At 45.8% G+C, this 20,234-nt stretch carries 11 protein-coding genes; 5 read left to right on the forward strand and 6 right to left on the reverse strand.

The genetic code is table 11. The features are described 5' to 3' along the window. Positions 1 to 90 precede the first annotated feature (90 nt). On the reverse strand, positions 91 to 4,899 hold the full coding sequence (locus QUB37_RS23810) for an amino acid adenylation domain-containing protein (protein WP_333166859.1): 4,809 nt from the start codon (positions 4,897 to 4,899) through the stop codon (positions 91 to 93). Positions 4,900 to 5,062: 163 nt separating this feature from the next. Between QUB37_RS23810 and QUB37_RS23815 the strand changes: the two genes are divergently transcribed. Beyond that, the gene (locus QUB37_RS23815) at positions 5,063 to 6,163 is read left to right on the forward strand and encodes an alpha/beta hydrolase (RefSeq protein ID WP_333166861.1); all 1,101 of its coding nucleotides are present in this window, start codon (positions 5,063 to 5,065) and stop codon (positions 6,161 to 6,163) included. Positions 6,164 to 6,315: 152 nt separating this feature from the next. Here QUB37_RS23815 and QUB37_RS23820 read toward each other — a convergent pair whose 3' ends face one another. The 3 genes from QUB37_RS23820 to QUB37_RS23830 form a co-directional block, all read right to left on the reverse strand. Further along, positions 6,316 to 7,752 (reverse strand): PepSY domain-containing protein, encoded by a 1,437-nt coding sequence (locus QUB37_RS23820; protein ID WP_333166863.1) that lies wholly within the window; start codon positions 7,750 to 7,752, stop codon positions 6,316 to 6,318. A gap of 139 nt (positions 7,753 to 7,891) precedes the next feature. Further along, positions 7,892 to 11,227 carry an amino acid adenylation domain-containing protein gene (locus tag QUB37_RS23825; protein WP_333166865.1) on the reverse strand — a complete coding sequence of 1,112 codons (3,336 nt, stop codon included), beginning with the start codon at positions 11,225 to 11,227 and terminating at the stop codon, positions 7,892 to 7,894. Between the two features lie 521 nt (positions 11,228 to 11,748). Then, on the reverse strand, positions 11,749 to 12,030 hold the full coding sequence (locus QUB37_RS23830; RefSeq protein ID WP_333166867.1) for a hypothetical protein: 282 nt from the start codon (positions 12,028 to 12,030) through the stop codon (positions 11,749 to 11,751). Positions 12,031 to 12,165: 135 nt separating this feature from the next. Between QUB37_RS23830 and QUB37_RS23835 the strand changes: the two genes are divergently transcribed. Continuing rightward, complete coding sequence (locus QUB37_RS23835; protein WP_333166869.1) at positions 12,166 to 13,950, forward strand: EamA family transporter; 1,785 nt, start codon at positions 12,166 to 12,168, stop codon at positions 13,948 to 13,950. A 107-nt stretch (positions 13,951 to 14,057) separates the two neighbouring features. Then, entirely contained in the window at positions 14,058 to 14,618 is a 561-nt protein-coding gene (locus QUB37_RS23840; RefSeq protein ID WP_333166871.1) for a Uma2 family endonuclease, read from the forward strand. Positions 14,619 to 14,664: 46 nt separating this feature from the next. On the opposite strand, the gene QUB37_RS23845 is transcribed toward QUB37_RS23840, so the two are convergent. Continuing rightward, positions 14,665 to 16,659 (reverse strand): SUMF1/EgtB/PvdO family nonheme iron enzyme, encoded by a 1,995-nt coding sequence (locus QUB37_RS23845; RefSeq protein ID WP_445300054.1) that lies wholly within the window; start codon positions 16,657 to 16,659, stop codon positions 14,665 to 14,667. A gap of 1,369 nt (positions 16,660 to 18,028) precedes the next feature. Between QUB37_RS23845 and QUB37_RS23850 the strand changes: the two genes are divergently transcribed. Beyond that, positions 18,029 to 18,640 (forward strand): hypothetical protein, encoded by a 612-nt coding sequence (locus tag QUB37_RS23850; protein ID WP_333166875.1) that lies wholly within the window; start codon positions 18,029 to 18,031, stop codon positions 18,638 to 18,640. 89 nt (positions 18,641 to 18,729) lie between these two features. Beyond that, positions 18,730 to 19,968, forward strand: a complete 1,239-nt coding sequence (locus QUB37_RS23855) for a hypothetical protein (protein WP_333166876.1) — start codon at positions 18,730 to 18,732, stop codon at positions 19,966 to 19,968. Positions 19,969 to 20,033: 65 nt separating this feature from the next. On the opposite strand, the gene QUB37_RS23860 is transcribed toward QUB37_RS23855, so the two are convergent. Then, positions 20,034 to 20,198, reverse strand: coding sequence for a zinc ribbon domain-containing protein (locus QUB37_RS23860; RefSeq protein ID WP_333166879.1), 165 nt, complete (start codon positions 20,196 to 20,198; stop codon positions 20,034 to 20,036). Positions 20,199 to 20,234 lie beyond the last annotated feature (36 nt).

Here is a 20,234-nt window from a genome sequence, read left to right on the forward strand (position 1 = left end):
TCCTGCCAAAGTCAAAAACAATCTTAAAATTATCTGCGTTTATCCGCGTTAATCTGCCCTTCATCTGCGGTCGCTCTATCAATCAAAAAATTATGCAAGAGGTCTATTAAAAGATGATAGCTTCCGCCGCCGACTATCGCGCGAAATCGGCACTAAAGCCGGAGCATCACTTTTAGCATTCTTATCTTTTAAACTTTCCACAATCTTAGATAATTCTGCAATTGTCGGCGCTTCAAAAACGCGGCGCAAAGGCAACTCTACCCCGAAAGCATCTCGCACTCTAGAAACAAGCTGAGTAGCCAGCAGCGAATGGCCTCCCAATTCAAAGAAATTGTCCCGGATACCCACTCGCTTTATCCCCAAAACCTCAACCCAAATTTTCACTAAAACTTCCTCGATAGAAGTCTGAGGCGCAACATAACCGCCAGCCCATTCTAACTTAATCGGCTGCGGTGCAGGCAAAGCGAGGCGATCGACCTTTCCGTTAGCCGTCACAGGTAGCGACTCCAGCACCACAAAAGCCGACGGAACCATATATTCCGGCAGTTTTTCTGCTAGATAAGCCTGCAACTGTGGCACTAATTTCCGTGCTACTTTAGCTTGTAAGGGATTGTTAGCATAAGAGCGCCAAGCACGCAAGTTATCGCTTCGGTTTTCTCGCACAAAATCTCTAATTTCGCCCCGTGCAAACACTACATTGTAGCGCCCTTGAGTGTCGGAATTAGACCAACTAATATTAACATTATACGGAACTTCCAAAGCATACCACGCTTCGGGATCGATTCCTAAATCCTCGACTTTTTCCACGGCTTTCTGCAACTGACCTGCTGTTGGAAATTTATCGACAACAGACAGCAATTCTGCCGCTTTCACCGCAGCAGTTACCCGCGCATTAGGCACATTAGCAACTCTTAAAACATCGAGTTGATTTTGCAATAATATTTGTTGGATATTGGTAACAGTCAGATTCTGGTTTTCAGCAGACCAATCCAGCCGTTTTTCTGCGCCCCACTCCCCTTTTGGCGATGAATTTGGGGGTGCTGTTTCAGACGCAATATGCAAAATAGCATTGTACCGAAAATCAGTTAACTCATTGTGATAACTACCGCGAATTAATTGAATTTCTACGCCGCAAATCTGCGGAAAGTGCTGCTTTGATGCGCTAAAAAACTCCGGCTCAATAACTAACTCTGTTTCTTGAAAAATTTGCATTTGTACTCGCTGCTGCAACTGTTCGCCCGCGAGAGAAGGTTCGGCTTGATACAGTTGTACCGAAGCGTGAAAAGCTGCCAGCAACGGCAAGCTGCGGACATCTCCGATGAATATAAAGCCGCCGGGAGCAGTTGCTTTCACCGCACCTTCTAGCACCTGCACGAGATAGTCGATATTCGGGAAATATTGCACGACAGAGTTGAGAACTACTGCGTCAAAAGCTGCTGTCTCTACTCCTTCAAAGTCAGTCGCCATTTTCTGAAGCAGCGTTACATTAGCTAACTCTTGATTTGCCAAGTGCTGCTGAATATAGTTGAGCGAAATAGGTGAAAAGTCTGTTCCGCAATATTGAGTGCAGCGAGGGGCAATTTGGAACAGCAACAAACCTGTGCCGCAGCCAATTTCTAACACTCGGCTAGGCTGCAAAGCTAAAATTTGGGCGGCTTGATAGTTCGCCCAGTCGCGCATCTGTTCTGCTGGGATTGGCTGATTAGTATAACTGCTATTCCAGCCGACAATATTAAATGTTGGATCTGACTCAACAGCAGGTTGATTGTAAGTTTCATTGTAAAGCATTTGCCACTGCAAAACCTGTTCGTCCTGCAATTGCATTATTTGGTTTTTTTCGCGGGCAACGCTATATTCTGCATTCAGGGCAATATAAGCTACTAAACGTTTATCTCCCTGTCCATCTTCCGAAGCTGTTGCTACAGTTTGCTGCACGGCCGGATGTTGAGTTAATAGTGTCTCGATTTCTCCTAATTCGATGCGGAAACCGCGAATTTTTACTTGTTCGTCAATGCGTCCTAAAAATTCAAGGTTGCGATCGCCTCTGTAGCGCACTAAGTCGCCGGTTTTGTAAATTCGCTCTCCTGAATTTGGTTTAAAAGGATTGACAATAAAGCTTTGTGCGGTTAAATCGGGGCGGTTGAGGTAGCCGCGAGCCAGTCCATTTCCGCCGATGTACAATTCGCCAACAACCCCCATTGGTACTGGCTGCAAATATTTGTCTAATATGTAGATTTGAGTGTTAGCAATGGGGCGGCCAATTGTCGGGGCGATGTCTGTTTGCTCTGTTACAGGAATATAACCGGAAGTTGTGACGACGGTGTTTTCGGTTGGGCCGTAATTATTTACTAGTTTAAATGGATGGGGTTTTAAAGGATGTTGTTGCAGTTTTTCGCCGCCTGCGAGCAAGATTCGCAGCGCTGTTGTTTGAGGCCAATCTAATAGCAAAACTTTCTCGGCTAAAGGTGTTGGCAAAAAGCTAATTGCGATCGCGTTTGATACTAACCAGTTTTGCAGTTTTTCAGGATCTCGCCTGATGTCATCTTCTGGAAAGTAGATGCTAGCTCCCGCGGCGAGATAAGGCCAAATTTCCCATCCGCAAGCATCAAAGCCGATCGCAGCAATTTGCGTTGCTCGATCGCCCGCTGACACCCCAAACTCTCTTTGATGCCAAAAAACGAGATTTAACAAGCTCCCGTGCTCAATTTCCACTCCTTTCGGCTTTCCCGTGGAGCCGGAGGTGTAAATCGCGTAAACCAGATTTTCGGCTGTGGCTGCGCTGGTGGGATTGTCGGCGATTTCTTGGGAAATCATCTCCCCGTCTGTGTCTAAACAAACTATCTGTAAATTGGGCACTCGCAAATTCTCTACCCATTGCTGCTGAGTTAACACAACAGATAATTGAGCATCTTTTAGCATAAAGCTCGATCGCTCAGCAGGATAGCTCGGATCTAAAATTAAGTAAGCTCCTCCCGCTTTCAGGATACCCAACATCCCCACGATCAGATCGAGCGATCGCCCGCAGCAAACCCCGACTAAAACTTCCGCCCCAACCCCCATTTTTTGCAGATAACGTGCTAGTTGGTTGCTGCGGAGATTTAGCTCTCGATAGGTGACTCGCTCATCTCCAAATACCAGCGCCACCGCATCCGGTGTCCGATCGGCCTGCATTTCAAATAACTGATGGATGCACAAATTTTGCGGATAATCTGCCTGAGTATTGTTGCATTCAACTAACAAATGATAACGCTCTTGCGCGCTCAAATATTGCCAGTTTGCTATGCGCTGTTCGGGATTTGCCACAATGCTTTCTAACAAGGTTTGAAAATGCCCGATCAGGCGGGTAATCGTCGCTTCATCAAATAAATCGGCGCTGTAAATAACCATGCCACTGATGCCTTGCGAGCTATCAACCCACAGCTTATTGCTGGGCGATTGGTTGCTTCCCGAACTGTTGGGTGATCGCTCCCACAAATGAAACTCCAAATCAAACCGCGCTGTACCCACATCTAACTGCTGCGGGCTGAGTGTTAATTCTGGCAATTCTAACTGATTCCCCGGCGCGTTTTGCAGCGCAAACGCCACCTGAAATAAGGGATTTTGGTTCAACGCGCGATCGGGGTGCAGTTCTTCTACTAACTTCTCAAACGGCAAATCTTGGTGAGCGTAAGCTCCTAATGCTACCTCTTTGACTCGGTTTAAAAGTTCCCGAAAAGTTGGATTTCCCGACAAATCTGTACGCAACACCAAACTGTTGACAAAAAAACCGATTAATGCTTCAATTTCACTGCGGTTGCGATTGGCGATCGGCGAACCTACTACAATATCTTCTTGCTGGGCGTAATGGTAAAGCAACGTTTTAAAAGCTGCCAGCATTGTCATAAACAGCGTCACTCCTTCGCGCTGGCTCAACGTTTCTAAAGCCTCGCTCAGTTGTTTTGGCAATTGCAAAAATTGCCTTTTGCCTCGGTAACTTTGAATTGCTGGCCGGGGTCGATCCGCAGGCAAATTTAGCATAGAAATGCCGTTTAACTGCTGTCGCCAGTAAGCAAGCTGCGTTTCTAAAACTTCCCCTTGCAGCCATTCGCGCTGCCATTTTGCAAAATCAGCATACTGGATCGACAAAGCCGGTAAAGGCGAAGGTTTTTCCCTAGCAAATGCCGTGTAAAGTGCGCCTAATTCCTGAATTAGCACTCCGATAGACCAACCATCGGATACAATGTGGTGCATATTCAGCATTAGTAAATATTCGGCATCATCTAACTGCAATAATGTGACTCGCAGCAACAAGTCATTGGACAAATTGAAAGACCGTTGAGCTTCCTCAGCCGTGAGCCTGTTTGCTTCAGTTTGTCGAGATTCCTTTGGCAAGTTTCGCAAGTCTACTACATTAATCGGGAGGTGGAAAGCAGCAGCTATTCTCTGAACAGGTTGCCCCGAAACTACTGCTAAAGTCGTGCGTAAAGCTTCGTGGCGGCGCACAATTTCATTGAAGGTTTGTTGCAGCGCCGAAAAATTGAGCGAACCTGTCAAACGCAAGGCTGCGGGAACATTATAGAAGGGATTGTTCGGGACTAATTGGTCGAGAAACCACAAGCGCTGCTGTGCAAAAGAAAGCGGTAAATTTCCGTCCCGCCCCAGAGGAACAATCGGTGTAGGAGTGAAACTAGAAGTACGATTAGCTGCTTTTAAAAATGAAATAATTTCGGCTTTTTTCTGAGAAATTTCGGCCCGCAGTTCGGGTGTAATAATTCCTTCGGGAGCATTGCAGCGCAGGATCTCGCCCTCAACAAAAATATTAATATCTAGACTGCGAAGGTAAGATAAAAACTCAACTAACTCCACAGTGACAGAATCTCTGGCATTTGGCGATGAGCTCGATATTTTTGGATCGGGCATTTTGAGTCATCCTGTCATTACTTGGGCAAATCAATAAAAGAAATTCAACCAGTACACAAGTTAAGAGCTTAACTTACCGCTTGCTTACTGTGGCCTAACCTGAGTATGATCCTGTTTGAATTCGCAACCCAAATTCTACCCAAGGTTTCAGCTTATGCCGTTCATGCCCTTCAATTTCCTGTTCCTCTGGCTGGTAGGATTGCTGTCGATCGGGGTACTTGGCGGAGGTATATATATTATTTACGAATGGTACATCGGCGAACTTGTAGGGATTTCCTACTTAGTCAGCGGAGTCTTGATGCTTCTTTGGTCTGTTGGCGGCCGCTTTATCAGTTTGCCGCTGTTCCGCCGCCCCGGTGCTGACGAACCGAAGCCGACGCGGACGGGTACAGTGCAGCGGGTAGAGAGACCTGATGGCACTATTTTACAAGTAGAATTCTACGGCCCAGAGGACGGGCAGCCGATTATTCTCTCCCATGGTTGGGGGCCCAACAGTATGGTTTGGTATTACGCGAAACGGCAACTAACCGATCGCTACCGAGTGATTGTTTGGGATCTTCCAGGTTTGGGAAAATCCACTCGACCAAAAAACAGCGACTACTCCCTAGAAAAATTTGCCCGCGATCTCGAAGCCGTCATTGCCATAGCAGGAAATAAACCTGTTATCCTACTCGGACACAGCATGGGCGGCATGATTTCTCTAACATTCAGTCGGCTTTTTCCAGAACTTCTCGGTAGTCGAGTAGCTGGTTTAATTCTGGTAGATACCACCTATACTAATCCCGTCAAAACCGCTATTTTTAGCGGTTTATTACGCGCTTTGCAGAAGCCGCTGCTGCAACCTCTGCTCTACCTCACCATAGCTCTTGAACCGATTATGTGGGGAATGACTTGGCTGAGCTATCTCAATGGTTCACTGTACATCAGTGTAGAAGTATCGGGATTTAAAGGCACTGAAACGCGCGGTCAATTAGAGTTTTCAGCTTTCTTATCAGCCTTGGGTTCTCCCGGCGTTCTTGCTCGCGGCACACTGGGAATGCTCAAATTTGATGAAACAAAAACTTTGCCATCAATTGACATTCCTGTGTTGGTGATCTGCGGCGATTCAGATATCGCCACTACGCCCCCAGCTAGCCTGCGAATGAAAGCAGAATTACCTCAAGCAGAGCTAGTTACTATAAAGCGAGGAGGACACATGGCATTAATGGAACATAACCAGCAGTTTGCAGAAGCTGTCAGGGCATTCTGCAATGAAATTTCGTGACGAAAAATGTGAGTTAAAATCCCATACGGTTCAGTTAAGGAAAATTGTAGCGAAAATGTTGGGCGGAGTGAAACGGAGGGTTCGTTCCCTCCGGGCCCAACCTACGCACTGATTCGGTCTAGTTCCTAGACCTCTTTGTCACCCTTCCACGTTTAACTGAAAATGCGCTTGAGGGCAGGAATACGAGCCAAAACGAAATAATCCAACAGCAGAACGGTGACGAGTGAAAGTCCTACAAGCGGGAAGGCAATCCCTAAAACAGCAACGATTGCGAGTGGCACTTTCCATCCCTGAACATGGGTGGGCATTGCAGGCGCACCGAGCCAACCCGTCCCTTTCGGACGACGCTGCCACCACATCACCGTACCACTTACTGAAAGCACAATCAAAATTAAGGATGCAAACAACATCAGTAGTTGATTGCTCAATCCAAAATATTTTCCCATGTGAATTGAAATTCCCATTGATACGACTTTGGGTACTAACCCGTAATCCTTCCACCGCACATCTGTTAATACTTTGCCACTGTATTGATCGATGTGCAAAGTAATTTCTTGCGCCGGATTATTTGGAAATGCCGAAACCGTATACACACCCGTGTTGGATTCTGGAAAACTAACACTAAATCCAGGGGGTGCGCCTTTTGCTTGAGCTAAATTTACAACAGAATCTAGATTTACGGACGAATCAGCAAGAGTTCGCCCGATAACTTCGTTGTGTCCTGAATGATGCTCATCTCTAGGCGTACTCGATTTAGGAATTGGTAATTGCTCTACTGCCCAAGGCACAACTTGATTGCCCTGCTGATTGAGGGAGCCTGTGAGTGTTGTCGATTGAGGCACGTTATCCCGCATTTGTGCAGGGTAGTAGTTCGACAAACGAGCGAAGGTATCTCCCCAAAAACCTGTCCAGGGTAGTCCACTGAGGATGAGGAAGCCAATTAGCAATACGCCATAAAATCCCGAAACGGCGTGTAAGTCCCGCCAAAATACCCGCTTATTCTGACTCCACACACGCGGAATTAATGTTCCTAAAAAAGTTACTTTGCCGCGAGGCAACCACAGATACAATCCTGTAATCAGCAGCACAAGCCCCCAACAGGAAGCAAGCTCTACTAAATAATCTCCCAATTTTCCGATCATCAGTTCGCCGTGAATCTTGCGTGCGATCGCTTGGAGATTATTATTTTCATCGCGATCGCCTAAAATCTTAGCTGTATAAGGATTCACGAAAACGGCTAGTGTTCTTTCATCAAGAGTCGCGATCGTCACTTCAGCACTACGATTAGACGCAACGCTCGGCGTGAATTTTGTTACTTTGGCATCAGGATAAGTTCGTTGAACAACTGCCACCTGTTGAGTAGAAGGCATCACCACATCTGCAGGCTGCACAAACATATTCTGGTGATACATCGCAGCATCTAATTGCGGTTTAAACAGGTAAATGATGCCTGTGATTGACAAAATCAGCATGAAAGGAATAACAAACAAGCCTGCATAGAAGTGCCATCGCCAAACGGTGCGATAAAAACGATTACTGGGAGGTTCAGCAACCAGTGAAGGGTTCAAAACGCTGTTCAATTTACTCATTTTTGTTTGCCAAAATATCGATAAAAAATCATTATGCTACACAAGTATGAAAAATGTCAAAAGACAGGCTGTTAAACAGAGTTGCTGCGGACGCCCATCCCACAAAACAATCAAAATCCTCTTCCTATTATGTAAGGCCTTAAAATTCCACATCTTCGCGCTCATTTTCGTCGGTTCTGGGAGTATCCAAACCTTTCGCAGCCCAGCGCATTGTTTCAATGTATTTTGCCAGACTCGCCACAGTCGGAGCCTCAAACAAATTGCTGACCGATAACTCGACTTGCAAAGCGTCTCGGATGCGAGAAATTAACTGAGTTGCTAGCAGGGAATGCCCGCCTAGCTCAAAAAAATTATCGTAGATACTAACCTGCTGTTTTCCCAAAACTTTAGCCCAAATTTTCCCGATCGCCTTTTCGAGTTCAGTCCGAGGCGCTACATAATTTTCTGTTATATCCTCGCTGTCTGTATCTATATCAGGCAAGGCGCGGCGGTCTACTTTGCCATTAGGCGTCAGTGGCATATTCTCCAACACTGCATAAGTTGCAGGAACCATATATCCTGGTAACTTTTCTTTCAAAAATTGGCGCAAGTCACTTAATTTTAGATTGTGACTTTCTGATTTTTCATTAATGCCGTCAGGAATAACATAAGCTACCAAATGTTTCTCGTCTGGGATGTCTTCCCTCACAATTACTACTGCTTCGCGCACTTGTGGATGCTGGCACAAAGCCGCTTCAATTTCTCCCAATTCGATGCGGTAGCCACGAATTTTTACTTGGTCGTCAACGCGACCTAAAAACTCGATGTTGCCGTCAGCTAAATAGCGGCCTAAATCACCTGTTTTATAAAGGTTAGAACCAGATTTATTGCTAAAAGGATTGGGAATGAATGCAGCAGCAGTTAAATCAGGCTGGTTGAGGTAGCCTTTCGCCAGTCCGTCACCGCCGACGTACAATTGACCCATAACACCGATCGCCACCGGCTGCAAATCCGCATCCAGGAGATAAATTTGCGTGTTGGCGATCGGGCGGCCAATGGGGATAGATGTTGCGGTTTCGGGTACGTCTTGCACACAGTAATAAGCCGAAAATGTGGTATTTTCGGTCGGCCCGTAAACGTGAATTAATTGAGTAGTTGGATTTTGTTTGAGAACTTTTTTAACCGCTCTCATATCGACCGCTTCTCCGCCAAACAGCAAGCAGCGCAGCGAATTAAAAGCTTGCGGTAAAACTCTAGCAATTTGTTGAAATAAGGCTGTTGTTAAAAACAAAACGGTGATGCCTTCTTGGCGCAGTTCTAAGGCTAAATCGTGAGGCGAAAGGGTAATATTTGTGCTAATTCCTACGAGTTGAGCGCCGTTAAGCAAGGCTCCCCAAATCTCGAATGTGGCTGCATCGAATGAAGCGTTTGATGCTTGGGCAATTTTATCGGTAGGTTCTATTTTTATATAGTTGGTGTTGAGTACCAGCCGATTTACTGCTTTGTGGGTGACAGCAACTCCCTTGGGTTTTCCTGTTGAGCCAGATGTGTAAATAACGTAAGCTAGGTTGTCTGCTGTTACGGTGTTGGCGGGATTTTCGGCGCTTTCTTTGGCTATGTGTTCCCAATCACGATCGAAGTAAATCACCGAGTTTGAGATGTCTCCGAAATTCTCAATCAATTTATCCTGAATTAGCAAGACTTTAACTTGAGCATCTTCCAGCATCAAGTTTAGCCGATCGCGCGGATAGCTCGGATCTAACGGTAGGTAAGCTCCTCCCGCTTTCAGTATAGCCAACATCCCGACAATTAGGTCGATCGATCGCTCTGCACAAAGCCCCACTAAAACCTCCGCCCCCACGCCCTTTTTTTGTAGGTAACGCCCCAGTTGGTTGCTGCGACTGTTGAGTTCTCTGTAAGTGAGGTGCTGGCTGTCGAAAGTTAGGGCGACATCCTCCAGATGCTGCTGGAGTTGCTCTTCAAATAACTGATGAATGCACTTATTTTGAGGATAATCTGTCCGAGTATCGTTCCATTCTCTGAATAATTGATTCACTTCATCCTCGCTCAATAAAGGTAAGTTAGCAATTCTTTGTTCGGGATTAGCGACAATGCTTTCCAGCAAAGTTTTAAAATGCCTCAGCATTCGGGTGATCGTAACTTCATCAAATAAATCTGTATTGTACACAGCTAATCCTCTGATCCCTTCCGAATCTTCCCAATGTTCGCCGTATCTGCTCCTAAATTTATCCGCAGCTTCCCACAAATGCAGCTCTAAATCAAAGCGCGTTGTTTGAGTCTCTAAATGGAAAGAACTCAACTTTAATTCGGGCAATTCTAGCTCGTCCACTGGCCCATTTTGCAGCCCGAATACGACCTGAAACAGCGGGTGGCGATTCAGCGATCGCTCTGGATGTAATTCCTCGACTAGCTTCTCAAAAGGCAAATCTTGGTGAGCGTAAGCTCCCAGAGTAACTTCCCGCACCCGGCCCAAAAAATCTCGAAATGTCGGGTTTCCCGAACAGTCTGTTCGCAGCACTAAAGTGTTGACAAAAAAACCGATTAATGTTTCAATTTCGCTGCGGTTGCGATTGGCGATCGGCGAACCTACAACAATATCTTCTTGCTGCGAGTAGCGGTAAAGTAATGTTTGAAATGCTGCGAGGAGTGTCATAAATAAAGTCGCTCCTTCTCGCTGCGAGAGCGCTAAAAGTGCGTCCTTCAGCTTTTTAGGCAGTTCTAAATAGTGAGTTTTTCCCCGATAATTTTGCCTAGCTGGTGCAGGGCGATCTGTGGGCAAATTTAACACAGAAATCCCGTGCAATTGCTGCCGCCAATAAGCTAGCTGAGTTTCTAATACTTCACCTTGCAACCATTCGCGCTGCCACTCGGCAAAGTCTGCATATTGAAGTGATAATTCTGGTAGAGGAGATGGCTGTTGATTTATCAAAGCTGTATAGATAGCCTGCAGTTCTCGAATTAGTACACCGATCGACCAATCATCGGAGGCTATGTGGTGCATATTTAGCAAGAGAATATGCTCTGTTTCTGTCAGCCGCAGGATGGTGACTCGCATCAGCGGCCCGGTGGATAAATTGAAAGGGCGAAGAGATTCTGCTGCGGAGAGTTTCTTTGCTTCTGTTTGCCGTTGTTCTGGCGGCAAATCTTGCAGGTCTAATACTTTTAAATTATTCTTGAAAGCGGGAGATATTATCTGCACTGGTTGCCCTGATACTACGGCAAAAGTCGTTCGCAAAGTTTCGTGTCGCTGCACTATTTCGTTGAAGGTTTGCTCTAAAGCTGTTAAGTTGAGGGAACCAGTTAAGCGCAGTGCTGTTACTACATTATAGAAAGGGTTTTCCGGTGCGAATTGGTCGAGAAACCACAAGCGCTGCTGGGCAAATGATGCCGGAAAGACAAACACTTCGGCTTCTGAGGAAATATTCAGTTTTTCTATATCGTTTGTAAAGGAATCGTCAAAATTTTCGGATGCCATATCTGTTGCTCTTCGGGATAGGATGTGTTAATTTTTTGATGGCGCGGGGTGGCTTTTTGATGGTGCGATCGCCTCTTAAAACTTTCGCGAGCAAAAGATCGGAACCTTTAATATAATAAATCTGGGCGCGGGAGTGCGGGAGAAAGGCGGGCAAAAGAAACCGGATTTCTGGCCGCAGCATCAAGTTATCCGTTGAGGGGCTAGGAGTGCCACCCCCCAATCAAATTTAGTCGCGGAACGGGCTCTTAGGTTTGTGAGTCGGGTGCAATCGGGTGAGTTATATGCGAGAATTACCGGGAGCAATTCGTGGAGAGGTCAAGCTGTAGTGTCAGGAACCTCAGCCTAAAGGCATGAGGCTTGAAGGAGAAATCTAACAAGCCGTTCTGACCAGCCTAAGTCTTAACTGGCTACGTTTTTTGAGTCACGACACCGGGAGAATGCGAAGCTAGTTCCCTGCTCTGTCGCTGGTAGTTAAACAGTCTTAAGGTCACTGAGACAGTGCTACGGGCCTAACAAGCTCATTAAACCTTGACCGACAAGCTAACTTTACCCCGCAAGGGAGGCTCGAAAGAGCAAAACACTATGCGTACAGGGCTGGAAAGTTTGAGACGGTAATTGTCCCGTTGAAAGTGCAACACAAAAGCACACCGAGCCAACCAGTCCCAAGGCGGTAGTAAATCAAAAATGTAAAGCCGTCCTAAAAGGACGGGGTTTCTAGCCATTTTTCTGATGATTTCTAATTGCACAAAGTGTTCTTGGGGCGATTCCCTTCGGGATAGCTTTGCTTCACGCAATTTTTTCACATTTGTACCTTAGCGACTACTATTGATTAAACAGTGTTCGCAATTTCTTAGATCAACTCACTAGAACTTGCGGCCTGATTTGGCAAAATACTTAAGAACAGTGAACGTGCAGTTTAAATTAGAGGTTATAGGCTAATGGCGCAGCGGAACGTATACTCGTCAAAGGACGAGCCAGAAGAAGTACAATCAGCAGAAGAAGTCCTCCACTCAGTAATGCAAGAACTGGACGCTTTGCATCAAAATGTCAAAGGCCAGTTAAATCAGGACATTACTCGGCTGCAAACTGAAAAAAATCACCTGATTGAGGATATTGAAGACCTCAGAGAGCAATATCGCAAATTGCAGTCTCAGCAAATGGAATCTCTGTCGGGGCGATACATTCAGCAGCAGCAATTGTGGCTGAAGCAGTTGGCTCAAGTTTTGGCTCACAATTTGCAAGATTTGTTGGTGCAGCGGTTCAACGAACTCAGCGCTAACTCGGGACATTCTCTCAGCAGCCCTATTCCCAGCGGTGAGTTCCCGATACCGATGCCGCCGAGCAACTACGACGAACGGGCCTCTGAGTTGCTGGCGGCGCTGGATGAAAGGATCGATCGCAGTTTCCAGATGCTGGAACAAGATTTAACCAGTTACGAAAGCGAGCTTTCCGTGCGGCTCAACAACATGAAAACCCTGGAACTGCAAGGGGAAGAGCTGTTACAAAATCTCGTAAACCGCATCAGGGAAGAACTCGAAGAAGAAGAAGCATATCTTGAGAATCCTTTCGATGCTCAAGATTCCTATGTCGAGGAATCAACTAATTCTGTTAATTCTGTTAATTCTGTCCGCCCGCAACTTCTGCAGCCAACACCTGTGGAAACGCCGCGACAACCCGTGCCACAGCATTCTTCAGCGCCTGCTGCAACTGTTAAAGCATCTTCTCAAGTACAGACAGGTTTGGTGCTGGCTTTGTCTTCGGCGGTGGTATTGTCGCTGTTTAATGTTTGTTTGAGAATTCTGATTAAAAGCAAAAATCCTCGGATGGTTTTTGGGTGGTTTGAATTTCCGGGAGTAGTAACTCCGGGTTTTGGAAATTCTTTGTTGATTTTGTTGATGCGGCTGATCGTGGTAATGGCTTTGATGCCGATATTGGCGACATTTTTGTATCCTTCTGTGTGGAAAGATATTAGGCGGTTGTTCCAGTCGGGCGATCGAGCTTTGTGGAGCAAGGTTTTAGGAAGCGCATTTTTTCTGTTTTTGTCTCAGGTTTTGATTTATTTGGCGATCGGCAATATTCCGGCGGGGATTGCGATTACGATTTTCTTTATTTATCCGATCGTCACCGTACTAGGTTCTTGGATCTTGTTTGGTTCTCGCCCCAGCAAAGTCGGCTTTTTGGCGATATTAGGGATTACCGCAGGTCTGATTTTAGCTGGGTGGCCGAGTTTTGCAGCCCCCGCTCCGGGCGCCGGCAATGTCGGGGTGGGAGTCACGGCGGCACTGGCTTCTGGGATTACCTTTGCAGGTTACGTATTGCTGACGCAAATGGCCGCGGGCAAGCTGCACCCGATTCCTTTTAGTTTAGTTAATTTCGCCGCGATTTTTGTATTTTCCTCCCTGAGTTTGTGGGTGCCACTGTCGGAAAATTTATCTCCTAAAATCGACCAAAATGTTTGGCCTGGTTTGATTGTGGGAGGTGTTATTTTAGGGGTGCTGACGCTGTTTAGCTATCTTTTGAATAATTTTGCCATCCGGTTCGCAGGGGCAGCCTTAGCGTCAGTAATTGGCACTTTGGGGCCGGCAATGACGGCACTCTTCGGTTTTCTAATTATCAATGAGAAGTTGCAGCCTGTGGCAATTCTCGGTATGGCTGTGGTGACGTTGAGCGTGGCTGCTATGAGTGTGGAACGCATAGTCGCTCCTCAAAAGAAGGCTAGTTAAGGCAAGAATTTGTCCTTCATAAGAGATACCAGAACCCCGACTTTTAAACAGTCGGGGTTCTGGTATCTATCTCTTTTAAAATCTAAAATCTAAAATCGACTTGACCTATGACTACAGTCATTAAAATCTCGCCCAACTTAGAGGAGTTCCTAAAACTTCCAGAAACGGAACCAGCTTCCGAATATATCAACAAAGAAATCATTCAAAAACCCATGCCTCAAGGTGAACATAGCAGATTGCAATGTAAGCTTTGCAATGTCATCAACCAAATAGTCGAAACACCAAAGATTGCTTATGCTTTTCCAGAGTTGCGTTGCACTTTCGGCGGTGTATCACTCGTCCCAGATGTAGCAGTATTCCGGTGGGAAAGAATTCCCTTTCTAGCATCGGGTAGAATTGCTAACCGCTTTGAAATTTATCCAGACTGGGCGATTGAAATTCTTTCTCCCGAACAAAGCCAAACAAAAGTGCTTGCTAAATTACTTACTTGTTCGCAACAAGGCACTGAATTGGGGTGGTTAATGATTCCCGAAGAAGAAAGTATTTTAGCGGTATTTCCCGGACAAAGAGTGGAACTGTACGAAGGTGCAACTAATTTGCCAATACTTAATGGAATTGAGTTAGAATTGACAGTGGAAACAGTTTTTAACTGGTTAAATTTTAGTTAAGTTGAAAAGTTTGTGAAGCGGGACTCTCCCAAGGGAATCGCCATTCTTAAACAACAGAAACCACCACTCGAAAACCCACAATACTAGCCTTACAATCCGGCTGATATCTGAGGCGGCAGGCGCTGCGACAATTCGGAGGATGATCGTTCCAAGAACCCCCCCGCAACAACCTCAGCGAAGAGTCCCCGTCAGACTCCCAAACGCTACCATCAGCAGGCGCACCGTTATAATTATTGTGCCAAGAATCCGCGCACCATTCCCAGACATTTCCGTGGAAATCGTACAATCCGAAAGCATTGGGTTTAAAACTACCAACATCTGTCGTTTGAAAGCGATAAACTCCCTTCGGCGCGTCAGCGTAATTAGAATTTCCGTTGTAATTTGCTAACTCGCTGGTAATCGTTTCCCCAAAGTGAAATGGCCCCGTAGTTTGCCCCCGGCAAGCATATTCCCATTGGGCTTCGCTAGGCAAGCGATAATTCTTACCAGTTTTGCGAGAAAGTCGATCGCAAAACTCCACAGCCTCGTACCAAGATACATTTTCTACAGGTCGATTTGCACCTTTAAAACGGGCAGTATCGGGATTGAGAAATATTTTAATTTCCGGCAGCGCTGCAACTGCTGTCCACTGTGCCTGAGTGACGGGAACTTTGCCCATATAAAAAGATGCTAAAGTTACTGGATGCTGTGGTTTTTCGTCGCTGTCACCCCGATCGTTTGGGGAACCCATGAGGAAAGTACCGCCACGAACAGATACCATTTCCAGGACTGTACTGCTACCGAGATGTTCTTCAAAAAAACGCGCTTTGCCGCTGTTAACATTAGTTTGCTTCCCGCGCTTGTCTACTGTCACCACCTGAAATTCAAAAGTGCTTTTGACAACAGCAATTCTCTGCGATGCCTTGTTCACTGGCGGAGTGGTGTTGGATTTTTTCCTCGGATTGACAGAGATATTGCTGTTGATTTGCCCGCTTTGATTGAGCGGGGTATTGATGGCAAGTTGTCCTCCCTTTATCATAAAAGAATTTAGAGCAAGTTGTCCTCCATTGGCACAATGGGGTTGGGGAGGTAAAGAATAGAGATTTAAAGCTTTGATTACTTCATCAGCAGATTGATATCTATTTTTGAGATAATCTTGAATTAATTTGTCTAAAACATTTGCCAACTCGCTGCTAATTTTTGTGCCTGCTGGCAACCGTTCTCTCCACATCCAGCCGCCGTTTATCGGATCGTAAAGGTCATCGGAACCGTCAATTTTTGGCAAACATTGAGTTAGCAGTCTCAGGCAAGTTATTCCCAAACTGTACAAATCGCTTCCGGGGAAAACTTGACCGCGCATTTGTTCTACCGGCGAATATCCGGGCGTTCCTACCGTTGTGCCTACTTGGCTCATCAGCGAGCCCGTCACTTGTTTGGAAATACCGAAATCTATCAAAACTAACTCTCCCCGCCCTCCCCTTCGGAAAGCTGAATTGCGAAAATTTCCCACCTTTGGCAATGATGAGCTAACAGAGGTGCGGCGGCGGATGATATTCTCAAGTTTGATGTCTCGGTGAATGACATTGCGATCGTGCACAAATTTCAAAATCGGCAAAATATCTGCGAGTAACTGCCAAATTTTTTCTTCGCTAAAAACGCCCTGCTGAGTTAATTCTGCTAGTAAAGTTTGCCCCTCAATCAACTCTTGTACTAAATAAAGTCGCTTGTCTTGTTCAAAATAAGCAATTAATCGAGGAATTTGGGGATGTTCACCCAGTTCGTACAGTCGTTTCGCTTCTTGCTTAAACAATTCTGCGGCTTTTTCAAGTGCTGAGGTTCCTTGAAATTGGGGTACAAACTGTTTGATTACGCAGGGATCGTCCATGCGATCCGTATCTACCGCTTCATAAGTTCTGCCAAATCCCCCTTCGCCCAACAGTCGAATCACGCGGTAGCGGTTTCTGAAGAGAGGGTTGAGGCCTTGCGATCCGCAACTTTGACAAAATTTAGAGTTGTCGGGATTGAAAGGATGAGAACACGTGGGATTAGAACAGTAGAACATATCTGGGAAGAAATGATCCGGTTAAGGTTATGATATACCTTTTTGGCTTCCTCATGGAATATTAACAATTAATAATTGATTATTGACAATTGACCGCAGCGAGGGCATTACCCCCCGTTTGTGTGGCCCCAACGGAGAAAGTAGAAGGCAGAATTTAAAACGTCAATTAATCCAAAGAAAGCGATTTGAGGGCAGGAAATGCCAGCGCGATCGACCGCTTTTAGCAACCCGCTTACCGCCGATATTCGTCTGGGGATCTTGGTAATTGCTTTACAGGGGCTAGTATAGTACAACTTGGCGATCGCCCAAACCAAAAAGCGATCGCACTCAAAGAACTATCGGACTATAAACAAAGAAAGCAATTCCATCGCTTCATCGGGGCGTAAGAGTTCTACAAGCTCGATCGTCTTTAAAGGCGATCGGGGTAATTTTAACCTAAAATGTCATATTTCTGCTGCTTTTACCAATTTTATACTTCCGCTAAATAACTTTATTTTTGAATAGTCTGACTACTAAAATAAGTAATAAAAACAGACCACAGCATGATACTGATACTATTGTTTAGGTGATATTTGGTGATATAAATATGATAAATCCCTGGTCTTTAATCAAGGCAGAGAAACTTGAAACACAAAATGGCATGAAATATAACCTGAATGCCTGCCAATGATCTCTTTTGCCTTTACTAGAAGAAACACTTAGCATCAGACCCGTACCGATTACAGCACTTATACCCATTGAATTGATCCATATTTTAAGAGAAGGATCAAAATGAAAACAAACTACTACAACATACCAAATGAGATAGCACCAGAGAATAGCTTTATCTAATTTGATTTCGTAAAGATATTGAATAAACCCTTTCATAGCTATAAGAATAGTTAAAATTTTTCAATTTTAGTGAGGATTGCTGTAACTCAATTAACTGTTTTTCCGGGCAAGTTCATTTTGTTGATTGACGACTTCAATCCAACCCTAAACAGCATCTTCAAGCCTCTCTAACAATTGTTCATAACTCTCTCTCTATGTGTGACAACCTGGAAGTGCTGGAACTGAGTCGCACCATAAGCCATGTTCTTGCCAGATAATCGCCTTAATCTTCATGATTAATCTATAATAGCTATCTAAAGAAGATTTTAGTGCATCCCTTGAAAACTTGCTCCGGTGCGATCGACCGCAGGTAATTTTGAAGTATTGGGTATTGAGTATTGCGATCGCTAGTAACCTCAACTCATTGCCTCAATATTTGACCGCTATATCAGATCGACCTTAGAATTTTCATCCCTCGAAGGAAACACTAGGTATTGGTTTTTTATTGACTGTAAAAATTGCAATTGTATCACAATAGGATTACCCCTATCTGCTTGTTATGGAAATAGATCGTGTGCCATTTCTGAATCGCCTCCGGCGCACCATGTCCTCTGCGGAAGCTTGGGGGTTTAGTGTGGTTGGATATCTGATGTGGTTTACCTTAGCGCCGTCGATGCAAGCAGAAATTGGCTCCGCATCGCTGTTGGTTTGGATTCCTGGTGTGATCGTCGGAATTCTGTTTAATCTTCAAGTTCAGAGTTTGGGTGAGAAATATCCAGATGTATCTGGGGGGACACCAAATTACATCACGCGATTGCTCCATCGTTACCCTGCCCTTTCCCGCTACTTGGGGATTGCCTACTTCTTGGGGTGGGTTTCCTTTCCGCCCATTAATGCGATCGTCATCACAAATTTGATCCAATTCCATTTAGAACCGATGGGGCTGAGTATTCCAGAAAAAGTGTTTGAGATCGGTTTTACTGCGATCGCTTACTTTTTAGCATTCAGTGGAACTCGCGCCGTCGCAATTCTGCACCTCTTTTTTATCATTCCTTCGATCGGCTTTTTACTTCTCTTCTGCGTTCAGGGTTTAGGCTGGCTTGCCTTTTCGCCCCAAAGCCCCGGACTCTTGCCCACAATACTTCGGACAGTGTGCGATTGCCAAGCGTAAAATAAGGGTGTCAGGACGATTGCAGCATCGACTTCCTAACGAAAAATCAAGGGTTTCCGACTAGGATCTCAAAATAGTCCGGACTATTGTTGCCCAGCAGCATTGATACCATCAGTGTCCAGGACTGGCTGAAATGGTTCTTGTTTGCCGCTTATAGCTTCTATGGCTGTGACACAGCTTCATCCTTTGTAGCAGACAGTCTCCACCCAAAAGACACCCTTAAGGCGCTGTCTTGGGTTGCCTGGTTCATGCCTCTGGTGTTTGTGGGTGGCAGTTTAGTGTTGTTGCAGTTGGCAACGGCTGTCGGTTTAGAAGGCAATGTGTACGGCAATTTCTTGGTGGCTGCCAAGCCTTTCTGGGGAGACGCTGCCCCTGTCATAGTCACATTGCTGGTTGCGGCTAGCTGTTTGTTGGGATCTGCGACTAGCGTTTGCAATACGCCCCGCATCCTTTTTCAACTCGCGCAGGATGGGCTGTTGTCTCCAGTGTTTGGCGCAGTGTCCCGTCGAGGTTCCCTAGAACCCGCCCTGCTGCTAACCTTTATCTGTAGTTTAGGATTTTTAGTATGGGGCAACACCACTCGAATTATCGTGGTGTCAGGGGTGAGTTTTTTCATTTCTATCATGGGATTGCACTTGGGGCTGTGGATGCAGCGCAACGATCCAGTCGTGCGTTGGGGGCGACTATCCTTAGCATTACTGGTGGTGGAGTTCATTTCCCTGGTGGTGGGTGGTGTTGCCTGGGGAAGGATGGATTTTGGCATCGGGTTGCTATTGCCGTTAGCAGTGATAGCGCTAGACGCTGCGATTCTGCGGATTCCTTGGCCATCTTTGCACTTACCGTGGTGGGATAGACTCCATAGCAAGGCAGTAACTGCTCCTAAAAACGAATACTTTGTGGTGCTTCAGGTCGGAATTTTGATTGCGCTGATTTGTGGTACAGCGACGATAAGTTGGCTGATTCGCTCCTGGCTGCGGGTAGAAGCCGGAACCAACAATCCCTATCTGCTCATTATTGTGTTGATGACGCTGGCATTTGTGGGAGTGGCAATTGCTTGCTGGACAAGTCTGCCCCAGGTTGCTGCGATCGAAGAACTAGCAATTTCCTCGACCGCGCAAGCTAAAGAACTGGAGACAACCCTAAACGAACTGAAAAAAGCCCAGATGCAAGTTATCCAAAGCGAAAAAATGTCTAGCTTGGGACAGTTGGTTGCGGGAATTGCCCATGAAATCAATAACCCGGTCAACTTCATCCACGGTAATCTCACCTACCTGGACGAATATACCCAAAATCTGCTGGAGATGATAGAACTGCTATACAAATACTAGACAAGTCTAGACATTTGCTTCTTACTTCATCGGGAGCATGGGAGCGGTTATCCCTCAGTAAGCTTTCACGGTTTAGCCAACCGCGATAACATAATTGCTGCGTTTAAATCTCTGTCCATCGAATGACCACAACTTCCACAGTTATAAGTCCTTTCTTTGAGTGGCATATCTTGGATGTGCCCACAGTTTGAGTTAGAGTCGATGGGGAAATCACTTTCCCCACCTCTCATTCAGAACCGGACTTGAGACTTTCACCTCATCCGGCT

Origin of the sequence: Microcoleus sp. AT3-A2, from assembly GCF_036705685.1 — a bacterium.
GTDB lineage: Bacteria > Cyanobacteriota > Cyanobacteriia > Cyanobacteriales > Microcoleaceae > Microcoleus.

Excerpts from the sequence above, each read along its gene's own strand:
- QUB37_RS23850 (WP_333166875.1), top strand. The coding sequence starts at position 18,029 with ATGGAAATAGATCGTGTGCCATTTCTGAATCGCCTCCGGCGCACCATG.
- QUB37_RS23820 (WP_333166863.1), bottom strand. The coding sequence starts at position 7,752 with ATGAGTAAATTGAACAGCGTTTTGAACCCTTCACTGGTTGCTGAACCT.
- QUB37_RS23825 (WP_333166865.1), bottom strand. The coding sequence starts at position 11,227 with ATGGCATCCGAAAATTTTGACGATTCCTTTACAAACGATATAGAAAAA.
- QUB37_RS23815 (WP_333166861.1), top strand. The coding sequence starts at position 5,063 with ATGCCCTTCAATTTCCTGTTCCTCTGGCTGGTAGGATTGCTGTCGATC.
- QUB37_RS23845 (WP_445300054.1), bottom strand. The coding sequence starts at position 16,659 with ATGTTCTACTGTTCTAATCCCACGTGTTCTCATCCTTTCAATCCCGAC.
- QUB37_RS23860 (WP_333166879.1), bottom strand. The coding sequence starts at position 20,198 with ATGAGAGGTGGGGAAAGTGATTTCCCCATCGACTCTAACTCAAACTGT.
- QUB37_RS23840 (WP_333166871.1), top strand. The coding sequence starts at position 14,058 with ATGACTACAGTCATTAAAATCTCGCCCAACTTAGAGGAGTTCCTAAAA.
- QUB37_RS23835 (WP_333166869.1), top strand. The coding sequence starts at position 12,166 with ATGGCGCAGCGGAACGTATACTCGTCAAAGGACGAGCCAGAAGAAGTA.
- QUB37_RS23810 (WP_333166859.1), bottom strand. The coding sequence starts at position 4,899 with ATGCCCGATCCAAAAATATCGAGCTCATCGCCAAATGCCAGAGATTCT.